The organism is Exiguobacterium sp. EF_C8, from assembly GCF_054956715.1.
On sequence record NZ_CM143264.1, the window covers coordinates 954,609 to 977,819 of the forward strand.

General features: G+C 48.8%; 21 protein-coding genes and 2 other annotated features. Of the genes, 19 read left to right on the forward strand and 2 right to left on the reverse strand.

Annotated elements, in window-relative coordinates; translation table 11 throughout:
- The first annotated feature begins 30 nt into the window (after positions 1 to 30).
- The 9 genes from folD (at position 31) to spo0A (ending at position 9,140) form a co-directional block, all read left to right on the forward strand.
- Positions 31 to 864 carry a bifunctional methylenetetrahydrofolate dehydrogenase/methenyltetrahydrofolate cyclohydrolase FolD gene (folD, locus tag ACY2IG_RS04955; RefSeq protein ID WP_462618419.1) on the forward strand — a complete coding sequence of 278 codons (834 nt, stop codon included), beginning with the start codon at positions 31 to 33 and terminating at the stop codon, positions 862 to 864.
- A complete protein-coding gene (gene xseA / locus ACY2IG_RS04960; protein ID WP_462618420.1) occupies positions 861 to 2,183 on the forward strand; it encodes an exodeoxyribonuclease VII large subunit in 1,323 nt (440 codons plus the stop codon). Before folD ends, xseA begins: the two co-directional genes overlap by 4 nt.
- Before the next feature lie 2 nt (positions 2,184 to 2,185).
- On the forward strand, positions 2,186 to 2,407 hold the full coding sequence (gene xseB / locus ACY2IG_RS04965; RefSeq protein ID WP_023467583.1) for an exodeoxyribonuclease VII small subunit: 222 nt from the start codon (positions 2,186 to 2,188) through the stop codon (positions 2,405 to 2,407).
- Entirely contained in the window at positions 2,404 to 3,273 is an 870-nt protein-coding gene (locus tag ACY2IG_RS04970) for a polyprenyl synthetase family protein (RefSeq protein WP_056060223.1), read from the forward strand. Before xseB ends, ACY2IG_RS04970 begins: the two co-directional genes overlap by 4 nt.
- Positions 3,274 to 3,391: 118 nt before the next feature.
- On the forward strand, positions 3,392 to 5,278 hold the full coding sequence (gene dxs, locus ACY2IG_RS04975; protein ID WP_056060225.1) for a 1-deoxy-D-xylulose-5-phosphate synthase: 1,887 nt from the start codon (positions 3,392 to 3,394) through the stop codon (positions 5,276 to 5,278).
- A 6-nt stretch (positions 5,279 to 5,284) separates the two neighbouring features.
- Positions 5,285 to 6,091, forward strand: a complete 807-nt coding sequence (locus tag ACY2IG_RS04980; RefSeq protein ID WP_462618421.1) for a TlyA family RNA methyltransferase — start codon at positions 5,285 to 5,287, stop codon at positions 6,089 to 6,091.
- Between the two features lie 154 nt (positions 6,092 to 6,245).
- The gene (ahrC, locus tag ACY2IG_RS04985) at positions 6,246 to 6,695 is read left to right on the forward strand and encodes a transcriptional regulator AhrC/ArgR (RefSeq protein WP_035409088.1); all 450 of its coding nucleotides are present in this window, start codon (positions 6,246 to 6,248) and stop codon (positions 6,693 to 6,695) included.
- A 12-nt stretch (positions 6,696 to 6,707) separates the two neighbouring features.
- Positions 6,708 to 8,414: a DNA repair protein RecN gene (gene recN, locus ACY2IG_RS04990; RefSeq protein WP_035409085.1), complete on the forward strand. Its 1,707-nt coding sequence runs from the start codon at positions 6,708 to 6,710 to the stop codon at positions 8,412 to 8,414.
- A gap of 39 nt (positions 8,415 to 8,453) precedes the next feature.
- Positions 8,454 to 9,140, forward strand: coding sequence for a sporulation transcription factor Spo0A (gene spo0A, locus ACY2IG_RS04995; RefSeq protein WP_052019098.1), 687 nt, complete (start codon positions 8,454 to 8,456; stop codon positions 9,138 to 9,140).
- Between the two features lie 156 nt (positions 9,141 to 9,296).
- Here the strand turns inward: spo0A and ACY2IG_RS05000 are convergent, their stop codons facing one another.
- Both ACY2IG_RS05000 and ACY2IG_RS05005 read right to left on the reverse strand, forming a co-directional pair.
- Positions 9,297 to 9,881 carry a dihydrofolate reductase family protein gene (locus ACY2IG_RS05000; RefSeq protein ID WP_462618422.1) on the reverse strand — a complete coding sequence of 195 codons (585 nt, stop codon included), beginning with the start codon at positions 9,879 to 9,881 and terminating at the stop codon, positions 9,297 to 9,299.
- Positions 9,882 to 10,556: 675 nt separating this feature from the next.
- Entirely contained in the window at positions 10,557 to 10,811 is a 255-nt protein-coding gene (locus ACY2IG_RS05005) for a DUF2627 family protein (RefSeq protein WP_023467590.1), read from the reverse strand.
- 122 nt (positions 10,812 to 10,933) lie between these two features.
- On the opposite strand from ACY2IG_RS05005, the gene ACY2IG_RS05010 reads away from it, so the two are divergent.
- From ACY2IG_RS05010 to ACY2IG_RS05055, 10 genes are all read left to right on the forward strand, one after another.
- Positions 10,934 to 12,589 (forward strand): sigma-54-dependent Fis family transcriptional regulator, encoded by a 1,656-nt coding sequence (locus tag ACY2IG_RS05010; protein WP_035409079.1) that lies wholly within the window; start codon positions 10,934 to 10,936, stop codon positions 12,587 to 12,589.
- A gap of 145 nt (positions 12,590 to 12,734) precedes the next feature.
- On the forward strand, positions 12,735 to 13,655 hold the full coding sequence (gene yqiS, locus ACY2IG_RS05015) for a phosphate butyryltransferase (RefSeq protein ID WP_056060232.1): 921 nt from the start codon (positions 12,735 to 12,737) through the stop codon (positions 13,653 to 13,655).
- A 13-nt stretch (positions 13,656 to 13,668) separates the two neighbouring features.
- Positions 13,669 to 14,793 (forward strand): Leu/Phe/Val dehydrogenase, encoded by a 1,125-nt coding sequence (locus ACY2IG_RS05020; RefSeq protein ID WP_023467593.1) that lies wholly within the window; start codon positions 13,669 to 13,671, stop codon positions 14,791 to 14,793.
- Between the two features lie 16 nt (positions 14,794 to 14,809).
- The gene (gene buk, locus ACY2IG_RS05025) at positions 14,810 to 15,913 is read left to right on the forward strand and encodes a butyrate kinase (protein WP_308101187.1); all 1,104 of its coding nucleotides are present in this window, start codon (positions 14,810 to 14,812) and stop codon (positions 15,911 to 15,913) included.
- A complete protein-coding gene (gene lpdA, locus ACY2IG_RS05030) occupies positions 15,883 to 17,304 on the forward strand; it encodes a dihydrolipoyl dehydrogenase (protein ID WP_290773337.1) in 1,422 nt (473 codons plus the stop codon). The genes buk and lpdA overlap by 31 nt, the downstream gene beginning before the upstream one ends.
- Before the next feature lie 13 nt (positions 17,305 to 17,317).
- On the forward strand, positions 17,318 to 18,331 hold the full coding sequence (locus ACY2IG_RS05035) for a thiamine pyrophosphate-dependent dehydrogenase E1 component subunit alpha (protein ID WP_462618423.1): 1,014 nt from the start codon (positions 17,318 to 17,320) through the stop codon (positions 18,329 to 18,331).
- Entirely contained in the window at positions 18,328 to 19,311 is a 984-nt protein-coding gene (locus tag ACY2IG_RS05040; protein ID WP_023467596.1) for an alpha-ketoacid dehydrogenase subunit beta, read from the forward strand. Before ACY2IG_RS05035 ends, ACY2IG_RS05040 begins: the two co-directional genes overlap by 4 nt.
- Positions 19,312 to 19,325: 14 nt before the next feature.
- A complete protein-coding gene (locus ACY2IG_RS05045; protein WP_313586918.1) occupies positions 19,326 to 20,594 on the forward strand; it encodes a dihydrolipoamide acetyltransferase family protein in 1,269 nt (422 codons plus the stop codon).
- 56 nt (positions 20,595 to 20,650) lie between these two features.
- Positions 20,651 to 20,902, forward strand: a binding site (T-box leader).
- A 48-nt stretch (positions 20,903 to 20,950) separates the two neighbouring features.
- Positions 20,951 to 21,200, forward strand: a binding site (T-box leader).
- Positions 21,201 to 21,251: 51 nt separating this feature from the next.
- Positions 21,252 to 22,646: an anthranilate synthase component I gene (gene trpE, locus ACY2IG_RS05050; protein WP_462618424.1), complete on the forward strand. Its 1,395-nt coding sequence runs from the start codon at positions 21,252 to 21,254 to the stop codon at positions 22,644 to 22,646.
- Entirely contained in the window at positions 22,643 to 23,209 is a 567-nt protein-coding gene (locus ACY2IG_RS05055) for an anthranilate synthase component II (RefSeq protein WP_329470354.1), read from the forward strand. Before trpE ends, ACY2IG_RS05055 begins: the two co-directional genes overlap by 4 nt.
- Positions 23,210 to 23,211 lie beyond the last annotated feature (2 nt).

Consider the following 23,211-nt stretch of genomic DNA (forward strand, 5'->3'; position numbering starts at 1 on the left):
AATCGAACTTTTTGGGGGAGTGGACAAATCATGGCAGTAGTAATCGATGGAAAACAGGTAGCCCATTCATATCGTATGAAGCTGAAAGAAGAAGTCGCACGTCTGAAAGAACAGCGGATTCAACCGCAATTGACTGTCATCTTGATTGGTGAAGATCCAGCTAGTCAATCTTATGTACGCGGAAAAGAGAAGGCAGCGAAGGAAATCGGAATGGATTCAGAGTTGATCCGACTTCCGGCAGAAACAACGGAATCAGAACTCCTTCATTTGATTGAACGCCTGAACGTAGATGCGAGTATCCACGGGATTCTCGTTCAATTGCCGTTGCCAGACCATATTGATGAGAGCAAGGTCATTTTTGCGATTTCTCCTGAAAAGGACGTCGATGGCTTCCATCCTGTCTCTGTCGGGAAGATGATGATTGGTGAACCGACATTTTTACCATGTACACCAAACGGTATTCTCCATCTCGTAAAAGAGATGAATGTACCGATCGCGGGTCAGCACGTCGTTGTCGTCGGACGGAGTCAAATCGTCGGAAAACCCGTCGGTATGTTGTTCTTGAATGAATCGGCTACCGTTTCATACTGTCATTCAAAAACTGCAGACCTCGGTGCGATGACACGCCAAGCGGATATCTTGATCGTCGCAGTCGGTGTACCGAAGCTGATTACTGCAGATATGGTGAAACCGGATGCTGTCGTCATTGACGTCGGTGTCAACCGTGTCGATGGTAAACTCGTCGGTGATGTTGATTTTGATACGGTACAAGACGTTGCATCGATGATTACACCTGTTCCGGGTGGCGTTGGTCCAATGACGATCACGATGTTACTGCATAACACGATCGAGGCCGCACAATGAGTGAACCTCTTCACGTTTCCGATTTAGTCCACTATGTCAAACGTGAATTAGAAGGTGACGCCCTTCTACAACAAGTCCAGGTGGTGGGAGAAGTGTCGAACTTTAAACGACACTCTTCCGGTCACCTTTATTTTACGTTGAAGGACGAACAGTCACGGATGAAAGCCGTCATGTTTGCTCGGGATGCGAGTCGGGTCAAGACAGACATACGCGACGGCATGCGTGTCGTCGTCACGGCACGCTTATCTGTCTACGTCTCTTCTGGAGAAATGCAACTCTATGTCGAACGGATGACGGAAGATGGTGTGGGCGCGTTATACGAGGCGTTTTCTCGCCTGAAAATGGATCTTGAAGAACGTGGTTGGTTTGATCCTGCGATCAAACAACCGTTGCCTGCTTTTCCGGATCGGATCGGGATCATCACATCGCCAAAAGGAGCGGCGCTTCATGACATTGCAACGACACTCCGGCGTCGTTATCCGCAAGCAGCCATCGTCTTCGCGCCGGTTCTTGTACAAGGAGCAGACGCGGCACCCCAAATCAGTCGTGCTATTCAACTGATGAACGAGCATGCTGCCTGTGATGTGTTGATCATTGGTCGTGGTGGCGGTTCGATCGAAGAGTTGTGGGCATTCAATGAAATGTCTGTCGTGACAGCCGTGTTTGAATCCCGTATCCCAATCGTCTCTGCTGTCGGACATGAGACTGATTTTACGATCAGTGATTTCGTCGCCGACGTTCGTGCTGCTACACCAACAGCGGCGGCAGAACTTGTCACTCCGGAAGCAGAGGCACTCGTCCATCGTGTCCAGGATGTAGAGCGACGTTTAGAACGAACGTATACACAACTCCTTAAGAGTAAACAGGAGCAAGTGACACGTCTAGCCGCGAGTTACGGTCTTAAATCGCCACGTGTTTTACTCGGACTAAAGCAGGAACAACTGGACCGGACGGAAATGTTGCTCCAAAAAGAGATGCAGTATATCGTGACTCAAAACCGACAGCAGGTGGAGCGTCTTCACACACGTTTAATGCGAATACCAGTACGTGATCGATTCGTACAACAACGAGCAACGATTGAACAGTCGCGTCGTCGACTCGAAATCGTGCGTCGGCTTTTGCAATCGAAACAACAACAAGTGCGTCATGTGCTCGCGCGACTCGACTCCGTCAGTCCGACGCATGTCCTGATGCGCGGCTATACGTATGTCGAACAGGATGGACAAATTGTTCGTTCCGCGAAGGCATTAACAGCGTCTTCGTTCGATATCCGATTCCATGATGGAACGATTCGTGCCAAACGAGAGGATGGGGAGTAAGGATGGAGACGGAACAATCTTTTGAAGAAGCACTAGAACGACTAGAAGAGATCGTCACGTTACTCGAAGAGGGCGAAGCTCCGCTAGAACAAGCGATGGCTCTTTATGAAGAGGGCGTCAAATTGACAGCTCTTTGCCAAGGAAAGTTATCCGTTGCTGAGAAAAAACTCGATCAGATCCTGGAGCAAGATGGTACGCTGCGGGAAAAAGGAGGAGCACAATGATTGCCTTGCATGAATGGAAGACACAAGTCGAAAACAAAATGGCAGAGTTCATGGAGCGACTCGATGCACCCGACCGTTTACGTGACTCAATGCGGTATTCACTTGATGCCGGTGGGAAACGGATTCGTCCGGCCTTGATTTATGCAGTACTCGATGCCTTCTCAATCGACCGCTCAAAAGGAGATGCTACTGCTGCGGCACTTGAGATGATTCATACATATTCGCTGATTCATGATGACCTTCCGGCAATGGACGATGATGATCTCCGTAGAGGTCGTCCGACGAATCATATCGCTTTTGATGAAGCGACAGCGATTTTAGCAGGGGACGCATTGCTCACGAACGCATTCAGCTGCCTCCTCGAGACACCAGCTTCGCCAGAAGTGAAGCTTGCGCTCGTCGAACGATTAGCGGCGGCGGCAGGAGCTTCTGGTATGGTCGGCGGACAACTCGATGATATGCTCGGTGAGCGTGGTGGCATAAATGATGTAGCGGAGCTAGAATCGATTCATCGTCGAAAAACAGGAGCACTTCTCGTCTTTGCGGTCGAAGCAGGCGGGTTGCTCGCCGCAGTTAGTCCGACAGATCTTGAGCACCTGCATCAATATGGTCGCCATCTCGGCATTGCTTTTCAAATTCAAGATGACATCTTAGACGTGACAGGAGATGCTGAAAAAATCGGCAAGCCGGTTGGTAGTGATGAAGAAAATGAAAAAGCGACGTATCCGAAACTCCTCGGTCTTGAAGGTGCGAAACGTGCACTGACAGCTCAGGTAGAAGCAGCAGAACAGGCGATTGAAGCACTATCGGTCGAAGCGACGACACTTAAGGAACTGCTAGACTTCGTGGTCAAGCGTGACCATTAAGCAGGACGACGCATCGTGCGTCGTCTTTTTCTATGCTGACAATGGCGCTCGATAGATTGTTCTAGTACAATGTAGGGTACAAACCCTATAAGATTGTAAGGAAAAGAGGCGGTAAGGTATGAAATTGACAGAAATACAGGATCCGTCATTTTTAAAGCGTATGTCGGTCTCCGAACTCGAAGTTTTCGCAGGCGATATTCGACGCTTTTTGATTGAAGAATTAGCGACGACAGGTGGGCACTTGGCACCGAATCTTGGAGTCGTCGAGTTAACGCTTGCACTGCATCGTGAATTCGACAGTCCAAATGACAAGTTCGTCTGGGACGTCGGACACCAAGCCTATGTGCACAAGATTCTCACAGGACGCGCGAGCCAGTTTGATACGCTCCGTCAGCATAAAGGACTTTGTGGATTTCCGAAACGCAATGAAAGCGTGCATGACGTCTGGGAGACAGGGCATAGCTCGACGTCCTTGTCAGCAGCAATGGGGATTGCTGTTTCAAACGAATTGAGCGGTAAGGATGACCGCGCAGTCGCGATCATCGGTGACGGGGCGTTAACAGGCGGTATGGCCCTCGAAGCATTGAATCACATCGGAGCAGAGCAACAAAACGTCATCGTCATCTTAAATGATAACGAGATGTCGATTGCACCAAACGTCGGTGCGATGCATCAAATGCTAGGACGGATTCGTTCATCGCGAAAAGTACGTTTTGCGCAAGACGAGCTTGAAGCATTGATCAAAAAGATTCCGGTCATTGGCGGACGTTTGGAAAAAGGAAGCGAGAAATTGAAAGAAGCCGTCAAGGGAGCGCTCGTTCCTGGGATGTTCTTTGAAGAACTTGGTTTCAACTATTACGGTCCGGTCGATGGACACGATCTTAATGATTTGATCGAACAGCTCAATTACGTGAAAAAAGAAGAAGGACCTGTCCTGCTTCATGTCATCACGAAAAAAGGGAAAGGTTATCGTCCGGCAGAGTTTGATGGGGTCGGTACATGGCACGGTCTTGGACCATACAAGATGGAGTCCGGCGAAGTCATCAAAGGAAAATCAAAAGCACCAAGTTATTCCTTTACGGTAGCGGATACCTTGACGAAGATGGCACGCGACGATGAAAAGCTGACGTTGATCACACCAGCGATGAGTGTTGGCTCAAAACTCGATTGTTTTGAAAAAGAATTCCCAGAGCGGATGTTTGACGTTGGGATCGCGGAACAACATGCTGTCACGTTCGCAGCTGGTCAAGCGACGCAAGGCATGAAACCCGTTGTATCAATCTACTCGACGTTCTTCCAGCGCGCATACGATCAACTCGTGCATGACGTGGCGCGTCAAAATCTGGACGTAACGTTTACGATTGACCGATCAGGTCTTGTTGGAGCAGATGGTGAGACACACCAAGGGGTCTTCGATATTGCTTTCATGCGCCACGTGCCGAATATTCGAATCGTCATGGCAAAGGATGAGAATGAACTACAGCACTTGCTCTATTCAGCTGTTAAATACGAAGGACCAATCGCCGTTCGTTTCCCGCGTGGCGAAGGACTTGGTGTACCAATGGATGAGACATTGCATGAAATTTCGCTCGATACGTGGGAAGTTGAACGTGAAGGAACAGATGTCGCCATCCTTGCATTCGGACCACAAGTGCAAGACGCGCTCAAAATCGCGGATCTCTTAGCAGGCGAATTATCAGTTCGTGTCATCAATGCCCGGACGATCAAACCGCTTGATGAGAAGATGCTGAACGCTCTTTACGCAGAGGGAATTCCACTTGTGACACTGGAAGAAGCCGTCCTAAAAGGTGGATTCGGATCAGCTGTCCTTGAGCATGCGAACGAGCAGGAAGCATTCCCACGCGTCAAACGCTTCGGTATTCCGGATTGGTATATCGAGCACGGCGGTGTGAATGAGTTGCTGGAAGAAATTGGACTATTACCTGGACAAATCGCAGAAGAAGTACGCGCTTTCGTCAATCAAGGAAAGAAACAGAGTGTGTGACGATTCATGGAAAATGTAAAGAAAATCCGCCTCGACGTTCTTCTCGTCGAGCGCGGTTTGTTTGAAACGCGTGAAAAAGCGAAACGGTCGATCATGGCTGGACTCGTCTTTAGTGGCACGGAACGATTGGAGAAGGCCGGTGAAAAGGTCAAGTCCGATATCGATTTGCACGTTAAAGGTCAGTTGATGCCTTACGTGGGGCGTGGTGGCTTTAAGATGGAAAAGGCACTTCAAGTATTCGATTTTGATGTCACGGGTAAAACAGGTCTCGATATCGGATCGTCGACAGGTGGTTTTACCGACTGCTCCTTACAAAATGGAGCAGCACATATGTATGCACTTGATGTCGGTTCCAATCAGCTGGACTGGAAGCTTCGCTCGGATGACCGCGTGACGGTGATGGAAAAAACGAACTTCCGGCATGCGACACCAGACATGTTCCTTGTCGCGCCGCAGTTTGCGACGATCGATGTCTCGTTCATTTCATTACGTTTGATGCTTCCGCCATTGAAGATGATCCTCGTTGAAGGAGGAGACGTCATGGCGCTCGTCAAACCGCAATTCGAAGCAGGTCGTGAGGATATCGGTAAAAAAGGCATCGTGCGTGACGAGCGGATTCATGTCCGAGTTCTCGATGAGATGATCGAATTCTTCATTCAACAAGGGTTCTATGTCAAGCAGCTCGACTATTCTCCGATTACCGGTGGAGAGGGCAACATTGAGTTCTTGTTGCATGCACGCCTTGGTCAACCAGGGCTTGATCCGTCCGTTCATGCGACGGAGACGGTCAAGCTAGCGCATGCTAGTCTTTAAACGAACAGATGATAACGAAGACGGATCCGGTTCATGGGTCCGTCTTCCTTGTTGTGTGGCACGATGAAAACCGGATAATAAAATGGGAAACGTGGACTTTTGATGATTTATTGGATTACAATAGTAACATCGAAGAATACTGTGAGGTGCAGGAATGACAAAGGGGCAACGGTTGATTAAGATTCGGGAGATCATCACCCAATCAGAAGTAGAAACCCAGGATGAATTGGTAGAGGAATTACGGAATGCAGGATATAAGGTGACACAGGCAACGGTATCACGAGATATCAAGGAACTCCATCTCGTGAAGGTCCCGTTGAATGATGGACGTTATAAATATAGCTTACCCGCCGACCAACGCTTCAACCCACTCGGGAAATTGCGGCGTCTGCTCGGAGATAGCTTCATCTCGATTGATTCTGCTCAAAATCTGATTGTCATGCATGTCCTGCCGGGAAATGCGAATGCAGTCGCTGTCTTACTAGACCATTTGAGCTGGAGCGAACTGCTTGGAACGGTGTGTGGGGACGATACGATCCTATTGATTGCACGAAGTGAGGGACAAGCGAAAGAAGTGACGGAACGAATTTTAGAAATGCTGTAAGGAGTTGACAGGATGCTAGCTGAATTATCGATCAAACAATTTGCGATCATTGACGAGCTACAGATCGACTTTAAAAAAGGAATGACCGTCTTGACTGGGGAAACAGGTGCCGGTAAATCGATCGTTCTCGATGCGATCGGATTATTAATTGGTGGACGTGGATCCGCGGAATTCGTTCGATACGGGGAAGATCGGGCGGAACTAGAAGGATTGTTTCTGATTGAAGACGACCATCTCGTCTATGATCTTGCAGAAGAGTATGGCATCGATATCGAAGACGGATTGATCATCTTGCGACGTGATCTGTTCGCGACAGGAAAAAGTGTCTGTCGCGTCAACAATAAGCTGGTCACACTGACGATTTTACGTGAGTTCGGACGTGTCCTCGTCGATATGCACGGGCAACATGAACATCAGCATTTAATGGACAGTACGTACCATCAAGCGATTCTCGATGACTTCGCGCAAGAGGCGATCGCGCCACTCCTTCAAGCCTATCAGTCCGGTTATCAAACGTATGAAGAAAAACGGACGGCGCTACAATCGCTCGCACAAAGCGAGCAAGAACTCGCCCAACGGATCGACTTGTTATCGTTTCAGACCGAAGAGATCGAGGGCGCAAAACTTCGAGCACATGAGGAAGATGAGTTACTCGTCGAGCGGAATCGTCTTGCGAACTTCGAGAAGTTATATGCGTCGTTGAAGACAGCCTATGACGCCTTACACGATGAGATGCGCGGCATCGATTCCGTTGGAGACGCGATGCGTGAACTACAACAAGCATCAAGCATCGACGAACAGTTTTCTCAGCAAAGTGACGCGATCGCAAGCGCCTTTTATGGACTAGAAGAAGTCGGTTATGCCATTCGAGATCAACTCGAAACACTTGAGTTCGATTCCAATCGACTCGATGAGATCGAACAACGTTTGTCCGTCTTCCAACAGCTGAAACGAAAATACGGAGCGACGATTGAGGAAGTCATCGCTTACGGTGAGAAAATTCGGATTGAACTTGATACGATGACAAATCGAGATGAACGAATTGAACGCTTAAAAACCGAAGTCGAACAGCTCGAAAGCGAATTGTTTGAAATTGGTGGTCGACTCTCACAACAGCGTCGCAAAGCGGCAGTTCAATTAAGTGAAGCGATTCATTTGGAGTTGCGTGAGCTTTACATGGAGAAGGCGCGGTTTGAAATTCGTTTTCTTCAAGACGGAAAGACACCGATGCTACGCAAGAACGGGATCGACCATGTGGAATTCTTCATCATGACGAATGCGGGAGAGCCATTCAAGTCGCTCGGAAAAGTTGCATCGGGCGGGGAATTATCTCGTATCATGCTTGGACTGAAGTCGATCTTCTCGCGCTCGGTCGGAGTCGCCTCAATCATATTCGATGAAGTCGATACGGGTGTTTCGGGTCGTGTTGCACAAGCGATGGCAGAAAAAATCTATCGTTTGTCGGTAGACGGACAAGTGCTTTGTATTACGCACTTACCACAAGTCGCTTCGATGGCGGATCAACATCTCTATATTCGAAAGATTGAGGAGACGGATCGTACGACGACCCAAGTCAACGTCTTGTCTCAAGCAGATCGAGGGAACGAACTTGGACGGATGATTTCCGGTGCCCATATGACGGATTTGACATTACGGCATGCCGAGGAATTGATGGATCAGGCGAAGACGATGAAAGAATCGCTTAAAAATGGGGTGTAAGGATTGATTAAAGTCGGGATAGCAGATGATAATCGCGAAATGGTCGAACTGATTCGCCAGCATATCTCTGCGCAAGAAGACATGGAAGTCGTTTGCGTCGCCTACAATGGCGAGAGTTGTCTCGAACGCATGAAAGAACATGAGGTGGATGTATTGCTCCTCGACATCATCATGCCTCATTTAGATGGGCTTGGTGTGCTCGAAGAATTGATGAAGAAAAAGAAGAATCCTGCTGTCATCATGTTGAGTGCTTTCGGTAAGGACGAGGTCTCACAACAGGCGGTCACCCTTGGAGCATCATACTTCTTACTTAAACCGTTCAGCATGGATCAGCTCGTTCAAAAAATTCGTCTCGTGACGAATCAAGGACAAGCTCCGGCGATCGAAACGATTGATCTAAAAGTCGGCTCGACGCTTCGAGAAGTGGGGATCGCTCCGCATATCAAAGGGTTTACGTATTTAAAAGACGCTGTCTTAATGGTGCTTGAACGGGAAGATCTACTCGGATTGATCACAAAGGAACTCTATCCGACGATTGCGAAAAAACATCAAACAACAGCTTCTCGCGTCGAACGAGCGATGCGTCATGCCATCAAGTCCGCCTGGAACGAAGGAATGCAGCAACACGAGTTGTTTAACGGTCGGATCGAACAAGAGAAGAGTCCAAAGAACTCGGAATTCATCTCGTATGTATCGAGTCATATGAATCAAGAACAATCCGGTTGAAGCCATATACCGTCTAATTCATAAAAGGCGCCAGACTGAAGATAAAGTGCAGTTTTTCTCTTGACGAGAAAGATTGCACTTTTTTTGTCCATCTCGAATCGCTACGCTTCTTTCCTCTTTCTTTCTGGTAAAAGGCAGAATCTAAACGATAACGGTTTATATTTGATTCTTATTTCGTTCATAGCGAATGATTGACACTCCGTTATCAAACGTGTGTTGTTCCATGACGTTCCAAGTGAGGGGAACCATTCTTTGATCGGGAAAGAGACGCTTACCGGAACCGATGATGACAGGATAATGGATCAAGCGAAGCTCATCGATCAAATCCGCTTGATAAAGTGTATGAACGAGTTCACTACTGCCCCAGATATGAAACGGTGGGCTATCCTGTTGTTTCAAAAGCTTTAGTTCAGAAGTCGGATGCTTCAAACAAGTTGTCGGCTGCCAAAGGACAGGTAGTGCATGACGCGTGGCGACATACTTCATGGCATGATCGGCAATCGGCCAGACATCTGAGTGGAGTGGCCAATAACTTGCCCATTGTTCGTAAGTCGCACGACCGAGCAACAGAGAGCAGTCCTCATGCATCCATCCGCGAATGACTTGACCGATCTCAGGATGTTGAAAAGGAACGGTCCAGCCACCATGTTCGAAATCGTTGCTTACATCCTCCTCCTTTCCACTCGGTGCTTGAACGACACCATCTAAAGATAGATGTTCGAATACGATGACTTTTCGCATACAAGATCTCCTTTCGAATGCACTCTTTCTACAGCATACGGTAGAGATCAAAAAAAATAAAAGCGTTTGCAAATAAATATTGCATAAACTGAAATGTTTGTTATAATAAAGGTACCAAATGATTTGGCAAGACGTCAGATGAACGTCGAGTCGGCGAGGACTCCGGAAATCCCGTTGATGAATATCATCTCAGAACGCCAACTGTAAATGGCTCAAGAATGCCGGACGACATTCTCTTGGTAGAAGTCGTACCAAGGTATCTTGTTCATTCTAGATGGGAAATCTCGAATGAATGGGAGCTTCCATGATTTCGAAGCTAGGGAAAAGTGGAAGGTAACGGATCGTCTAAAATGAAAAGTACAGTTCGTGAAAAGGAGTGTTGTCTAGCAGTGATTGTTAGCAACCGAATGTTTGACTGCTTCAAGCGGATGACATTACGCTCCACCTAGGTCCCGAGTACAGTCAGATGATGGAACTGAAATACCATTCTATCGTTAGCTCGATAGCCAGATCTGATTTCTTTCCACCTCTTCATTAAGAGGAACACCTAAGGTTTTGGAGTACACGAATAGTTCTAACTATGAGAGGAGTTCATCCGTAAGTGAAACCAATTTTATACGAGTAAAAGGTCCCGCGCTTGAAATGAGTTCAAGAGATGGGGACCTTTTTCTGTGTTTATTTTTTTTGATAGCGGTCGGAGACTTTTCCACGTTTTCGATCGCGATAAAAGACATATCCTGCGACAAATCCAATACCACCCATCGCAAGAATCAACCCAACGAGACCTTGCAATACATATACGTAAGCCGCATCGCCTAAGTATTTAAACGGCACTTGCGCAATTAGAAAGACACTGTCGCGCATGAGCTTAATACCAATCGCGCCGATGATGCCGGGGATTAATAATGAGAGCAAACCAATGATACGCATAGGACGCCACTCCTTTCCAAGCGTATTGTATCAAAAAATCGACCGTTCTGCGAATCGGGTTTGCTTCCCTTTTTTATTCCGAGTAGGATAGAAATGTAAGCAGTTTCAAAGGGGGAATTTATATGCATCATCTACTCGTCGTCGGAGCAGGTCAAGGGGGAACAGAGGTCTTGCACGCATTTCAACGTTCACCACTATTAACGGTCATCGGTCTTGTTGATCCAAACATGGAGGCGCCTGGGGTAGCGCTTGCACGGCGCGCGGACATTCGGATCGAAACGAACTGGTCAGCATTCGAAGGAGCAGACGTCGATTTCATCATTGACGCTACGGGAGAAAGTGGCGTACTCGAACAATTAATCCATGATTTTCCGGGAGCGGCGGTCTTACCGGGTGAATTCGTCAGAGTGTTACTTGAGCGTCTGACTGAAAAAGAGAAAATGCTCGAAGCAATCATTCATTGTACGAGCGAAGCGATTTCCGTCGCCGATCAAGACGGACAGACGATGCTGATTAATCCGGCGTATACGCGAATGACCGGTTTCACAGAACGAGATGTCGTCGGAAAACCGGCTAGCGCCGATATCGGGATGCAAGAATCCGTTCATTTGAAAGTCTTGAATACAGGCGAGAACGTGCGAGATGTTCGTATGAAGATCGGACAAGATCAACGCGATATCATCGTCAACGCAGCACCTGTCATCGTCGATGGACAAGTCCGCGGTTCCGTTGGGGTCATTCGAGATATTTCGGAAATGAAGGCTCTAGCAAAAGAATTAAAGGCAGCGCGACAAAAAATCCGGACACTCGAAGCTAAATATACATTCGATGATATCATCGCCGAGAGTGAAGCAATGCGCTTCGTCGTCGATCAAGCGAAGCTTGCGGCAACGATGCCAGTCAACGTCTTGATTCGCGGTGAATCCGGAACCGGTAAAGAACTGTTCGCACATGCGATCCATGCAGCAAGCGAACGCAAATATGAACAATTCGTCCGCGTCAACTGTGCGGCGATTGCACCGACGTTACTCGAAAGTGAACTATTCGGGTACGAGGAAGGCGCGTTCTCAGGAGCGCGGCGCGGCGGCAAGAGGGGATACTTCGAAGAAGCACACGGAGGTTCGCTATTCTTAGATGAGATCGGCGAATTGCCACTCGACGTCCAAGCCAAACTGTTACGGGTGTTACAGGAAAATGAAGTCGTCCGGGTCGGTGGCACGAAGGCGATTCCGGTTGATGTCCGCATCATCGCGGCGACGAATGCGAATCTAGAGCAAAAAATCATCATGAATGAGTTCCGAGAGGATCTCTACTACCGGATTAATCGTTTACCGATTCACATACCGGCACTACGTGAGAGACCGGATGATATCGCACCGTTAACCTTACACCTACTCCGCAAATTGAATCAAAGTTATGGACGATCGGTCGGACGGATCTCGGATGATGTACTCGAAGCAATGAAGAAGCAACCGTGGAAAGGAAATGTCCGCGAGCTTGAAAATGTCATCGGTCGCGCATTGATTTTTACGGATAAAACAGAAACGGTCTTACGAAAAGGACATCTTCAACTTGTCGTGCCACAAACAACAAAAGTCACGACGAGACAGAAAAAGGAAATCAAACATTTATCCGACGAGATGTCTCACGTCGAAGAACGATTGATCCGGGAAGCGCTTACTGCTTTTAATGGCAACAAAACAGAAGCCGCAAAACAACTTGGGATTTCTCTCCGGGCACTTTATTACAAAGTGGAACGATTTAACATTTATTCATGAAGCGCAAATTTTTGCGTGCAATATATTGCAAAAAATGCAAAAGCGTGCAAAATTAAAGACGTTCTTGCTTATCCTACCGTCTCTTTTGAATTGGCACGAAAATTGCTATTACTATTTATGTATGACAGGTAAGGGGGGGAATACAGTGAGATTCAGTGAAATGGTCGAGCAGGCAGCTCGACTCGAAGATTCCGTCGTTGCGATTGCAGCTGCGGATGACGAAGAAGTGATGGATGCTGTCGCATTAGCAATTGAAAACGATTTAGCGCGTTTTCATTTGTTCGGGGATGCGACACGGATTCAGCAGATGATTCAAAAACGGACATTACGAGAGTCGCAGTTCGTGATCACCCACACCTCTACATCGCAAGAAGCGGCAGAGCGTGCCGCTCATGCCGTTCGCAAAGGGGATGCGAGTGTCTTGATGAAAGGTCTTGTTCCGACAGCGATGTTCATGAAAGCTGTCTTGAACAAAGAAACGGGTCTGCGTTCTGGAAATGTCCTGTCGCATGTCGCGTTGTTCGAAGTGCCAGGGCGTGAATCAGCGATCGGATTGACCGATGCAGCGATTCATATCCAACCGTCACTCGAAGATAAGGTAAAAATTATCGAAAACGGTGTCTCCGCCTTACGAGCGCTTGGATACGGATTACCGAAAGTCGCAGTCTTAGCAGCCGTCGAAGTCGTCAATCCGACGATGCAGGCAACGATAGACGCTGCCCTACTGACGCAAATGAACCGACGTGGTCAAATCAAGGATTGCCTTGTAGACGGACCACTTGCGCTCGACAATGCCGTGAATCTCGTCGCTGCCCAGCAAAAAGGCTTGACGGGAGACGTAGCAGGGCAGGCGGATTTACTCGTCGTTCCGCAAATCGAAGTTGGGAACGTTATCTACAAATCGCTCATGTATTTCGCACATGCCTCGGTGGCGGCGATTCTCGTCGGAGCGCGGGCTCCAGTTGTATTGACAAGCCGCGCCGATACAGCAGAAGCAAAAATGTACTCACTAGCCTTTGCGCTATTAAATGCTCAACAGACGAAAAAAGTAAAACAAACAATCTGAGGAGGAACTTAAAATGGTCGAAACAAATGTAGAATCACGCTTCAGTATCTTTGAAACAATGGAGATGGAAGATTACGAACAAGTTGTTTTTTGCCACGATAAAGTATCTGGATTAAAAGCAATCATCGCGATTCATGACACGACACTCGGACCGGCACTCGGTGGACTTCGTATGTGGAATTATGCATCTGATGAAGAGGCATTGATTGATGCGCTCCGTTTATCAAAAGGGATGACGTATAAGAATGCAGCCGCTGGTTTGAACCTTGGTGGTGGCAAAGCTGTCATCATCGGCGATGCGAAGACACAAAAATCAGAAGCACTCTTCCGGGCATTCGGACGTTACGTCCAGTCACTGAACGGTCGTTATATTACAGCAGAAGATGTCAATACGACGGTTGCAGACATGGATTATATCCATATGGAGACAGATTTCGTCACTGGTGTCAGCCCAGCATTCGGATCAAGTGGTAACCCATCACCAGTTACGGCATACGGAGTCTACCGTGGTATGAAAGCAGCGGCAAAAGAAGTGTACGGAACAGATTCACTTGGTGGAAAAACGATTGCGATCCAAGGTGTCGGTAACGTTGCCTTCAATCTATGCCGTCATTTGCATGAAGAAGGGGCGAAACTGATCGTCACGGACATCAACCAAGAAGCACTTCAACGTGCTGAAGAAGCATTCGGTGCCTTGATCGTCGCACCAGAAGACATTTATAGCGTCGAAGCGGACATCTTTGCGCCATGTGCCCTCGGTGCGACATTAAACGACGAGACGATTCCACAATTGAAAGTCAAAATCATCGCTGGTGCGGCAAATAACCAACTTAAAGAAGACCGTCACGGTGACATGCTCGAAGAACGCGATATCTTATACGTACCAGACTTCGTCATCAATGCGGGTGGTGTCATCAACGTTGCCGATGAACTCGACGGATACAACCGTGATCGTGCTATGAAAAAAGTTGAACTCGTCTACGACGCGGTCACGAAAGTATTCGAGATCGCAAAACGCGATCATTTACCGACATATCGTGCTGCGGAGAAAATGGCAGAAGAGCGTATCGCAACGATGCGTAGTGCCCGCAGCCAATTCTTACGTCGTGATAAAAACATTCTAGGATCACGCGGCTGATCAGAGGAGGATATCCATGAGCGAACGTATTTTGACGATCAATCCCGGTTCGACTTCGACGAAGATCGGTATCTTCGAAGGACCAAACCCGGTGTTCATGAAGACGTTACGCCATCCAGCGGAAGCGGTCAGAGGACCGCTTCCAGCGCAGCTGGAGATGCGTCGTCATGTAGTACTCGAAGTGTTAGCTGAAGAACAGATTGATTTGAAAGCGCTTACTGCAGTCGTTGGTCGTGGTGGGTTACTCCGACCGCTTGTCAGCGGTACGTATGCGGTCAACAGAGAAATGCGAGAAGACTTACTCAGCGGTATTTTTGGCGTTCATGCATCGAACCTCGGTGGACTCCTTGCGGATGAGATTGCTCGGACACTCGACATCCCATCATTCATCGTTGATCCGGTCGTCGTTGACGAACTAGAACCGATTGCGCGTATTACAGGCTTACCTGAACTTGAACGAAAAAGTATTTTCCATGCCTTGAATCAGAAAGCTGTTGCGAAACGGTACGCGAAGGAAATCGGACGTCCATACGAGGAACTGCGCCTGATCATTGCACACATGGGTGGCGGCATTACAGTCGGCGTACACCATGAAGGGCGTGTTATCGATGTCAACAATGGACTCGATGGAGAAGGACCGTTTTCGCCAGAACGAAGCGGATCGCTACCTGTTGGTCAACTAGTAGAACTATGTTATAGTACCAAGTATAAACTTGAAGAGATGAAGCGTCTGGTCGTTGGGTCAGGCGGACTTGTTGCGCACTTAGGTACGTTTGACGCGGTTGAGATCGAGCGCCGGATTGAAGAAGGCGATGAAAAAGCGGCATTGTTATATGAAGCGATGGCGTACCGGATCGCGAAAGAAATCGCTGGTCAAAGTGCTGTCTTGTTCGGTCAGATCGACGCGATCATTCTAACAGGCGGACTTGCTTATAGTGATCGGTTGACGCGTATGATCGAAGAACGCGTCGCCCACCTTGGTCAAGTCGTGCGTAGTCCTGGTGAAGATGAGTTGCAGGCGCTCGCAGAAGGAGTGTTGCGTGTCTTACGTGGGGAAGAGGAAGTTAAGGAATATGGAGGCGAACCAACATGGCTAGAGAATTCGACGTCGTTGTCCTAGGTGGAGGACCCGGTGGATATGTCGCCGCGATCCGTGCAGCACAAGCCGGGAAGTCGGTAGCAATCGTAGAACAAGGAAAATTAGGCGGGACATGCTTACATCGTGGCTGCATCCCCTCTAAAGCCTTTTTGAAATCAGCAGCAGTCTATCAGACGGTCAAACACGCTACTACATATGGCGTGGACGTACCGGAATCGTTTTTACGATTCGAACAGGTCAAACAACGCAAACAAGAGATCGTAGATGGATTAGAGGCAGGCATTCAGCACCTGATGAAAAAAGGAAAGATTGAAGTCTTTCATGGTCGGGGTTCGATTCTTGGACCAAGTATCTTTTCACCGATGCCCGGAACAATCAGTGTCGAGCCGGAAGAAGGCGAAGGCGAGTTGATTCTTCCACGCCAATTGATCGTTGCGACAGGATCACGTCCACGTCCACTGAACGGTCTTGCTTTTGATTCAGAGTATGTCCTCAGTTCGGATGATGCGCTCGATATGGCAGATTTGCCAAAATCAATCGTCATCATCGGCGGCGGCGTCATCGGTGTCGAATGGGCATCGATGTTGACGGATTTTGACGTCGCAGTAACGGTCGTTGAATTCAGCGACCGGATTTTACCGACAGAAGATGCGGCAGTCAGTCGTGAAGTCGCCCGCCAACTAAAAAAGCGGGGCGTCAAGATTCATACGGGCGCAGCTGCACAAAGTGATACGTTCCGTATGTCTGAAGACGGCGTATCGATCGCGATCGACCGTAACGGAGAACAGACGACGCTTGAAGCGGATAAGTTGCTCGTCGCCATCGGTCGGATGGCGAATGTCGAAGGTATCGGAATCGAAAACACAAATATCGTCGTCGAAAATGGCTTCATCCAAGTGGATGACTATTTCCGGACGAAGGATCAACATATCTATGCAATCGGCGATGTCATCGGTCGCTTGCAACTCGCGCACGTCGCGTCAGCAGAAGGCGTCAAAGCAGTCGAGGCGATCGTAAACGGAACGACGACACCACTTGAATATGCGTTCGTACCACGTTGTATCTACAGCGTACCGGAAGCGGCATCGGTCGGTTTAACGGAAGACGAAGCGAAACGTGCCGGAATGGACGTTAAGGTCGGGAGCTTCTCGTTCAATGGGTTAGGAAAAGCGCGGATTGAAGGAGAAGCAGCAGGCTTCATCAAGCTCGTCTCGGATGCGAAGACAGATGATCTCGTCGGCGTTCACATCGTCGGACCAAAAGCAACGGAACTGATTAGTGAAGGTGGGTTAGCGCTCGTACTCAATGCAACGGCATGGGAAGTTGGACAGCTCGTGCATCCGCACCCGGCCTTATCAGAAGCATTTGGAGAAGCAGCACTTGCAGTCGACGGACTTGCGGTTCACGCCTAAGGAGGAATTACGGATGGAAAAGATAGAATTCAAAGAATTGGTAGAACTCGGATTAACGGAACAAGACGCGATTCACATGTTCGAAACGATGGTCCGTGCGCGGAAAATCGATGAACGGATGTGGAAGTTGAACCGAGCAGGTAAAATTCCCTTCCTCGTCTCGTGTCAAGGACAAGAAGCGGCTCAAGTCGGTGCAGCGTTCGCACTCGAAAAAGGAACAGATTACATTTTGCCGTATTACCGTGATTTAGGTGTCGTCTTGCACTTCGGTCAAACGTCACGCGATATCATGCTATCGGCATTCGCCAAAGCAGAAGATCCGAACTCAGGTGGTCGCCAAATGCCAGGACATTACGGTTCACGTGCCTTGAACATCGTGACAGGTTCAAGTCCGGTTACGACGCAAGTACCACATGCTGTTGGAATTGCACTGGCTGCGAAGATGCGTAAGGAGCCACTCGTTGCTTACGTCTCGTTCGGTGAAGGTTCTTCAAACCAAGGTGATTTCCATGAAGGAGCAAACTTTGCCGGAATTCATAAGCTTCCTGTCATCTTGTTCTGTGAAAATAATAAATACGCGATTTCGACACCACTTTCGAAACAGCTGTCAGCTAAACACGTTGCTGACCGGGCGATTGGCTATGGTATGCCAGGATATACAGTGGACGGTATTGATCCACTTGCTGTCTTCAAAGTCGTCAAAGAAGCACGCGAACGTGGATTACGGGGAGAAGGTCCAACCTTAATCGAAGTTGAAGTCGAACGTCTCGTGCCACACTCATCCGATGATGACGATAAATCATACCGTTCTGCTGAAGAACTCGATGCCTTAAAAGCACGTGACGGAATCAAACTCTTCCGTGCGCGTCTGATTGAAATGGGTGTCTTGACTGAAGAAAAAGCGACTGAAATCGAACAAGCGATGGAGAAAGAAGTCGATGAAGCAACGGCGTATGCTGAAGCAGCGGCTTACGATGCGCCAGAAAATGCATTACGTTACGTGTACGACGAGGAGGAAACGAAATGACGACGTTAAGTTTAATCGAAGCGATCAATAGTGCAATCAAAGAAGAGATGGAGCGCGACGAGTCCGTCTTCATCCTCGGCGAAGATGTCGGTGTCCGTGGTGGTGTTTTCCGGGCGACACAAGGGTTGCTTGAACAATTCGGAGAAGAACGTGTCATCGATGCACCGCTCGCTGAGAGTGCGATTGCCGGTGTCGGAATTGGAGCTGCGATGTACGGCATGCGTCCGATTGCTGAAATGCAATTCGCTGACTTCATCATGCCAGCGGTCAACCAAATCGTCAGTGAAGCAGCGAAGATTCGGTACCGTTCGAACAATGACTGGACGTGTCCGATCGTCATCCGAGCACCGTTCGGCGGCGGTATTCACGGGGCACTTTATCATTCTCAGTCGGTCGAAGCGATGTTCAACTCGACGCCTGGTCTGAAAATCGTCATCCCATCGAATCCATATGACGCAAAAGGATTGCTAAAGGCAGCGATTCGTTCGAATGATCCGGTCTTGTTCTTTGAGCACAAACGAGGCTATCGTCTGTTAAAAGGGGATGTTCCTGAAGGCGACTATACGGTCGAAATCGGTAAAGCAGACGTCAAGCGTGAGGGCGAAGACGTGACGATCATCACTTATGGGCTATGTGTTCATATGGCACTTGAGGCAGCAACACGCCTTGAAAAAGACGGAATCGATGTTCACATCCTTGACTTGCGGACTGTTTATCCAATCGACCGCGAAGCAGTCGTCGAAGCAGCGAAAAAGACGGGGAAAGTCTTGCTCGTCACGGAAGATAATAAAGAAGGTAGCGTCATGAGTGAAGTATCGGCAATCATTGCAGAAGAAGCCTTGTTCGATCTTGATGCACCAATCGAACGACTCTGTGGTCCAGACGTACCAGCGATGCCATACGCTCCGACGATGGAGAAGTTCTTCAACATCTCAAGTGAGAAAATTGAAGATAAAATCCGGACGTTACACGCATACTAAGGGGGAACTGACCGATGAAGACTGAAACACTTACGATGCCACAACTCGGGGAAAGCGTTACTGAAGGAACGATTTCGATGTGGCTGGTCAAACCAGGTGACACTGTCAAAAAATATGATCCGATTGCAGAAGTCATTACTGATAAAGTAACGGCAGAAGTCCCATCTTCGTTTGATGGTGTGATCGAAAAACTTCTTGCAGAAGAAGGCGATACGTTGCAAGTCGGTGACGCAATCGTCACGATGCAAGTCAACGGGGGATCAACGGAAGTGGCAGCGACTGAACAAGAAGTACCGGCTGTCGAAGAGACAACGACGGCTGATACTTCGATGAAAAAGCGCTATTCACCAGCAGTCTTGAAACTATCGGGTGAGCATGGCATCGATCTCGAACAAGTGACGGGTACAGGAGCCGGCGGGCGGATTACTCGGAAAGATTTGTTGAAACTGATTGAGTCCGGTGCTATTCCTACACCACAAACAACTGAACCAAAACCGGAAGCGAAAACGGCTCCGGTAGCGCCTCCAACAGAAGCACCATCCGCACCAAAACGTCCGGTCAGTGCACCACAACCGACGGAAACGGGCGACATCGAGATTCCGACTGCCGGTGTGCGTCAAGCAATCGCTTCGAACATGGTACGTGCGAAACACGAAGCGCCACATGCCTGGTTGATGATCGAAGTCGATGTCACGAACTTGGTCGAAGCACGTAATCGTCATAAAGATGCGTTCTTCAAACAAGAAGGGGTCAAATTGACGTTCTTACCATTCTTCATGAAGGCGACGGTCGAAGGATTGAAGAAACATCCAATCATGAACTCGACATGGGCGGGAGATAAGATCATTCAAAAGAAAGCGATCAATCTATCACTTGCTGTCGCGACACAGGATGCTCTGTTCGTACCGGTCGTTAAGAACGCGGATGAACTAAGCATCAAGGGAATCGCACGCGCGATCGATGACTTCGGGAAACGCGCACAAGCAGGCACGTTGTCGTCTGCAGAGATGCAAGGTGGGACGTTTACGGTCAACAATACTGGTTCATTCGGTTCGATTCAATCGGCACCGATCCTTAACTTCCCGCAAGCAGCGATTCTATCTGTTGAATCAATCGTTAAACGTCCAGTTTGGGTGAACGGCATGTTCGCAGCGCGCGATATGGTCAATCTCTGTATGTCAATCGACCACCGGGTACTCGACGGACTTGTTGCCGGACAGTTCCTGCAAACCGTCAAACAAGCACTCGAATCCATCGATCCAAACCAACTTTCCTTATACTGAGATTTTCCAGTTGACAGGGAAGTAGAAGCATCGTAATATAAGAGACAATTCAACACACGATAGCAAAGACGAAGAGAAGTAACTTGTGAAACGATTTAAGAGAGCTGATGGGTGGTGTGAATCAGTATCGGGTGACAAGCGAATGGCCTTCCGAGCTTCAGACCGAATCCTTTAAGTGGGTAGTAGGCTCTGACGGGTTCCTCCCGTTATTGGGGTCGACGAATCAGGACAATGGTCCGGTTCGTTTCAAAGGGGACGATGTCAGCATCGTCAACGAAGGTGGTACCGCGGGTCTTCCCGTCCTTCATGTTCTACATGAATGGGCGAGAAGACCCTTTTCGTATACAATTGAATCGAATAAATCGTAGAGTGAGTTAAGTAGCGAGGCAACATCGGCGTTTCAGAGAGCGGAAGAATGGTGCGACTTCCGTACGGCGAGGTTTCGTGAATGGTCTCATGAGAGCGTGGCTGAACGAAGAAGTAGGTCACGACGGATGCCCCCGTTATCGTAGGCTATGATGTCTCTTATTTAGACGCATCAGACAGAGTGGGAACGGTCGAACCGTTCCAATCGAGAGGTGGCACCGCGAGATAATCGTCCTCCATGCAGCATACGCTGTGTGGGGGACTTTTTTTTATTCCAGGAGGCGAACAGGGATGGTTCAGACAGACACACTTATCATTGAACAACTTGAACTAAACGGCGACGAGATGACGCCGGTCATGATTTTCCAACAACTGAGTGGAACACAGAAATGCTTGCTTGAAAGTTCAGCGCATACGGATCATGGACGGTATTCAATCATCGGTGTCGATCCGGTGGAAATGATCCGCGCAGAAGGACGAACCGTGACACGGGAACAGTTGAAGACAGGGCGATTGACACAAGAAACAGGTGATCCAGTACGGCTGATGCAACAAATGATCCTCCGGAATGGCGTCAAAGAAGATCTTCCGTTTTTAGCAGGCGGGATCGGATATGTCGGATACGATATGATGCGGGCGTATGAGACACTCGGAACGATTCCGAAACGAACGCGCCAATTACCGGACGCGCTACTCGCCGTCTACGACCAAATCATCCTGTTTGATCATCTCGAACATCGTGTTCATTTAATTCAAACGTCACTTGGTGGCATCACCGATCGTGATGAATTACGTCAACGTCTAGTAGATCGGAAAGCGCAACTCGAACAATCGCGAGAGCGAACAGACATCGAGCGTCCACTCCGGGATGTCGTTTATGAACCGTTGATGGATCAAGAGACGTTTGAAGGACTCGTCGAACAAGCGAAGAGACATATTCGGCAAGGCGACGTCTTCCAACTGGTTCTTTCGCAACGACTCGATGCGACGTTTACGGGTGACCCGTTCCAATTTTACCGAAAACTCCGTAAGGATAATCCGAGTCCCTATCTCTTTTATATCGACTTAGGCGAAGCAATCGTACTTGGGGCCTCCCCGGAAAGTTTGGTCCAAGTCAAAGGGAATCGAGTGACGACGAATCCGATTGCCGGCACACGTCGCCGGGGGAAGACGACAGAGGAAGATGAACGGCTAGCAGAAGAGTTGCTTCACGATGAAAAGGAACGGGCCGAGCACCGGATGCTCGTCGATCTTGGACGCAACGACTTAGGACGGATTTGTCAGATTGGTACCGTCGAAGTGACACGCTTCATGCAAATCGAACGATTCAAGAACGTCATGCACCTCGTCTCCGTCGTTGAAGGGACGTTAGCAGACGGGAAGACTGGAGCAGACGCACTTGTCTCTTGTCTACCGGCTGGGACGGTCACAGGAGCTCCGAAAATTCGAGCGATGCAGTTGATTGACCAGTACGAACAGGTCAAACGAGAAGTATACGCTGGAGCTGTTGGCTATTTCGACATTCGGGGGAATATGGATTTTGCTCTCGCTATCCGGACGATGGTCATCAAGGATGGTGTCGCTTCTGTTCAAGCAGGGGCTGGTATCGTCTACGACTCGATTCCACGCCTTGAGTACCAGGAGACGTTACACAAAGCGAAATCACTACTGGAGGTTTGGAAATGATCGTCCTGATTGATAACTATGATTCCTTTACCTATAACCTATATCAATACGCATCGGTTTATACGGCCGTCCACGTCATTCGAAACGATGCGGTTAGCATCGAAGAGCTCCGCGAGATGAAACCGGACGGTATCATCCTCTCACCCGGTCCCGGTCGCCCGGCTGACGCTGGCATCTGCATCGATCTGATTAGTCAATTATCGGGGCAAGTACCGATTCTCGGTGTCTGCCTCGGACATCAGGCAATCGGCGAAGCATTCGGAGGACGCATCGTTGAAGCGCCGGTCATCATGCACGGGAAGACATCAATGATTCGACAATCGGGACAACTCTTCGACGAAATGACAGAAATGTTAGAGGTCATGCGCTATCATTCGCTGATCGTCGCTCGAAACGACTTACCGACGGAACTCGTCATCACGGCAGAAACGGAGGACCGGACGATCATGGCGCTCGAGCACAAGACACATCCGACATTCGGCATCCAGTTTCATCCGGAATCCGTCGGAACGCCTCAAGGGCAGCAGATGATTAAACGATTCATTGAATTGACGAAGGAGTGACG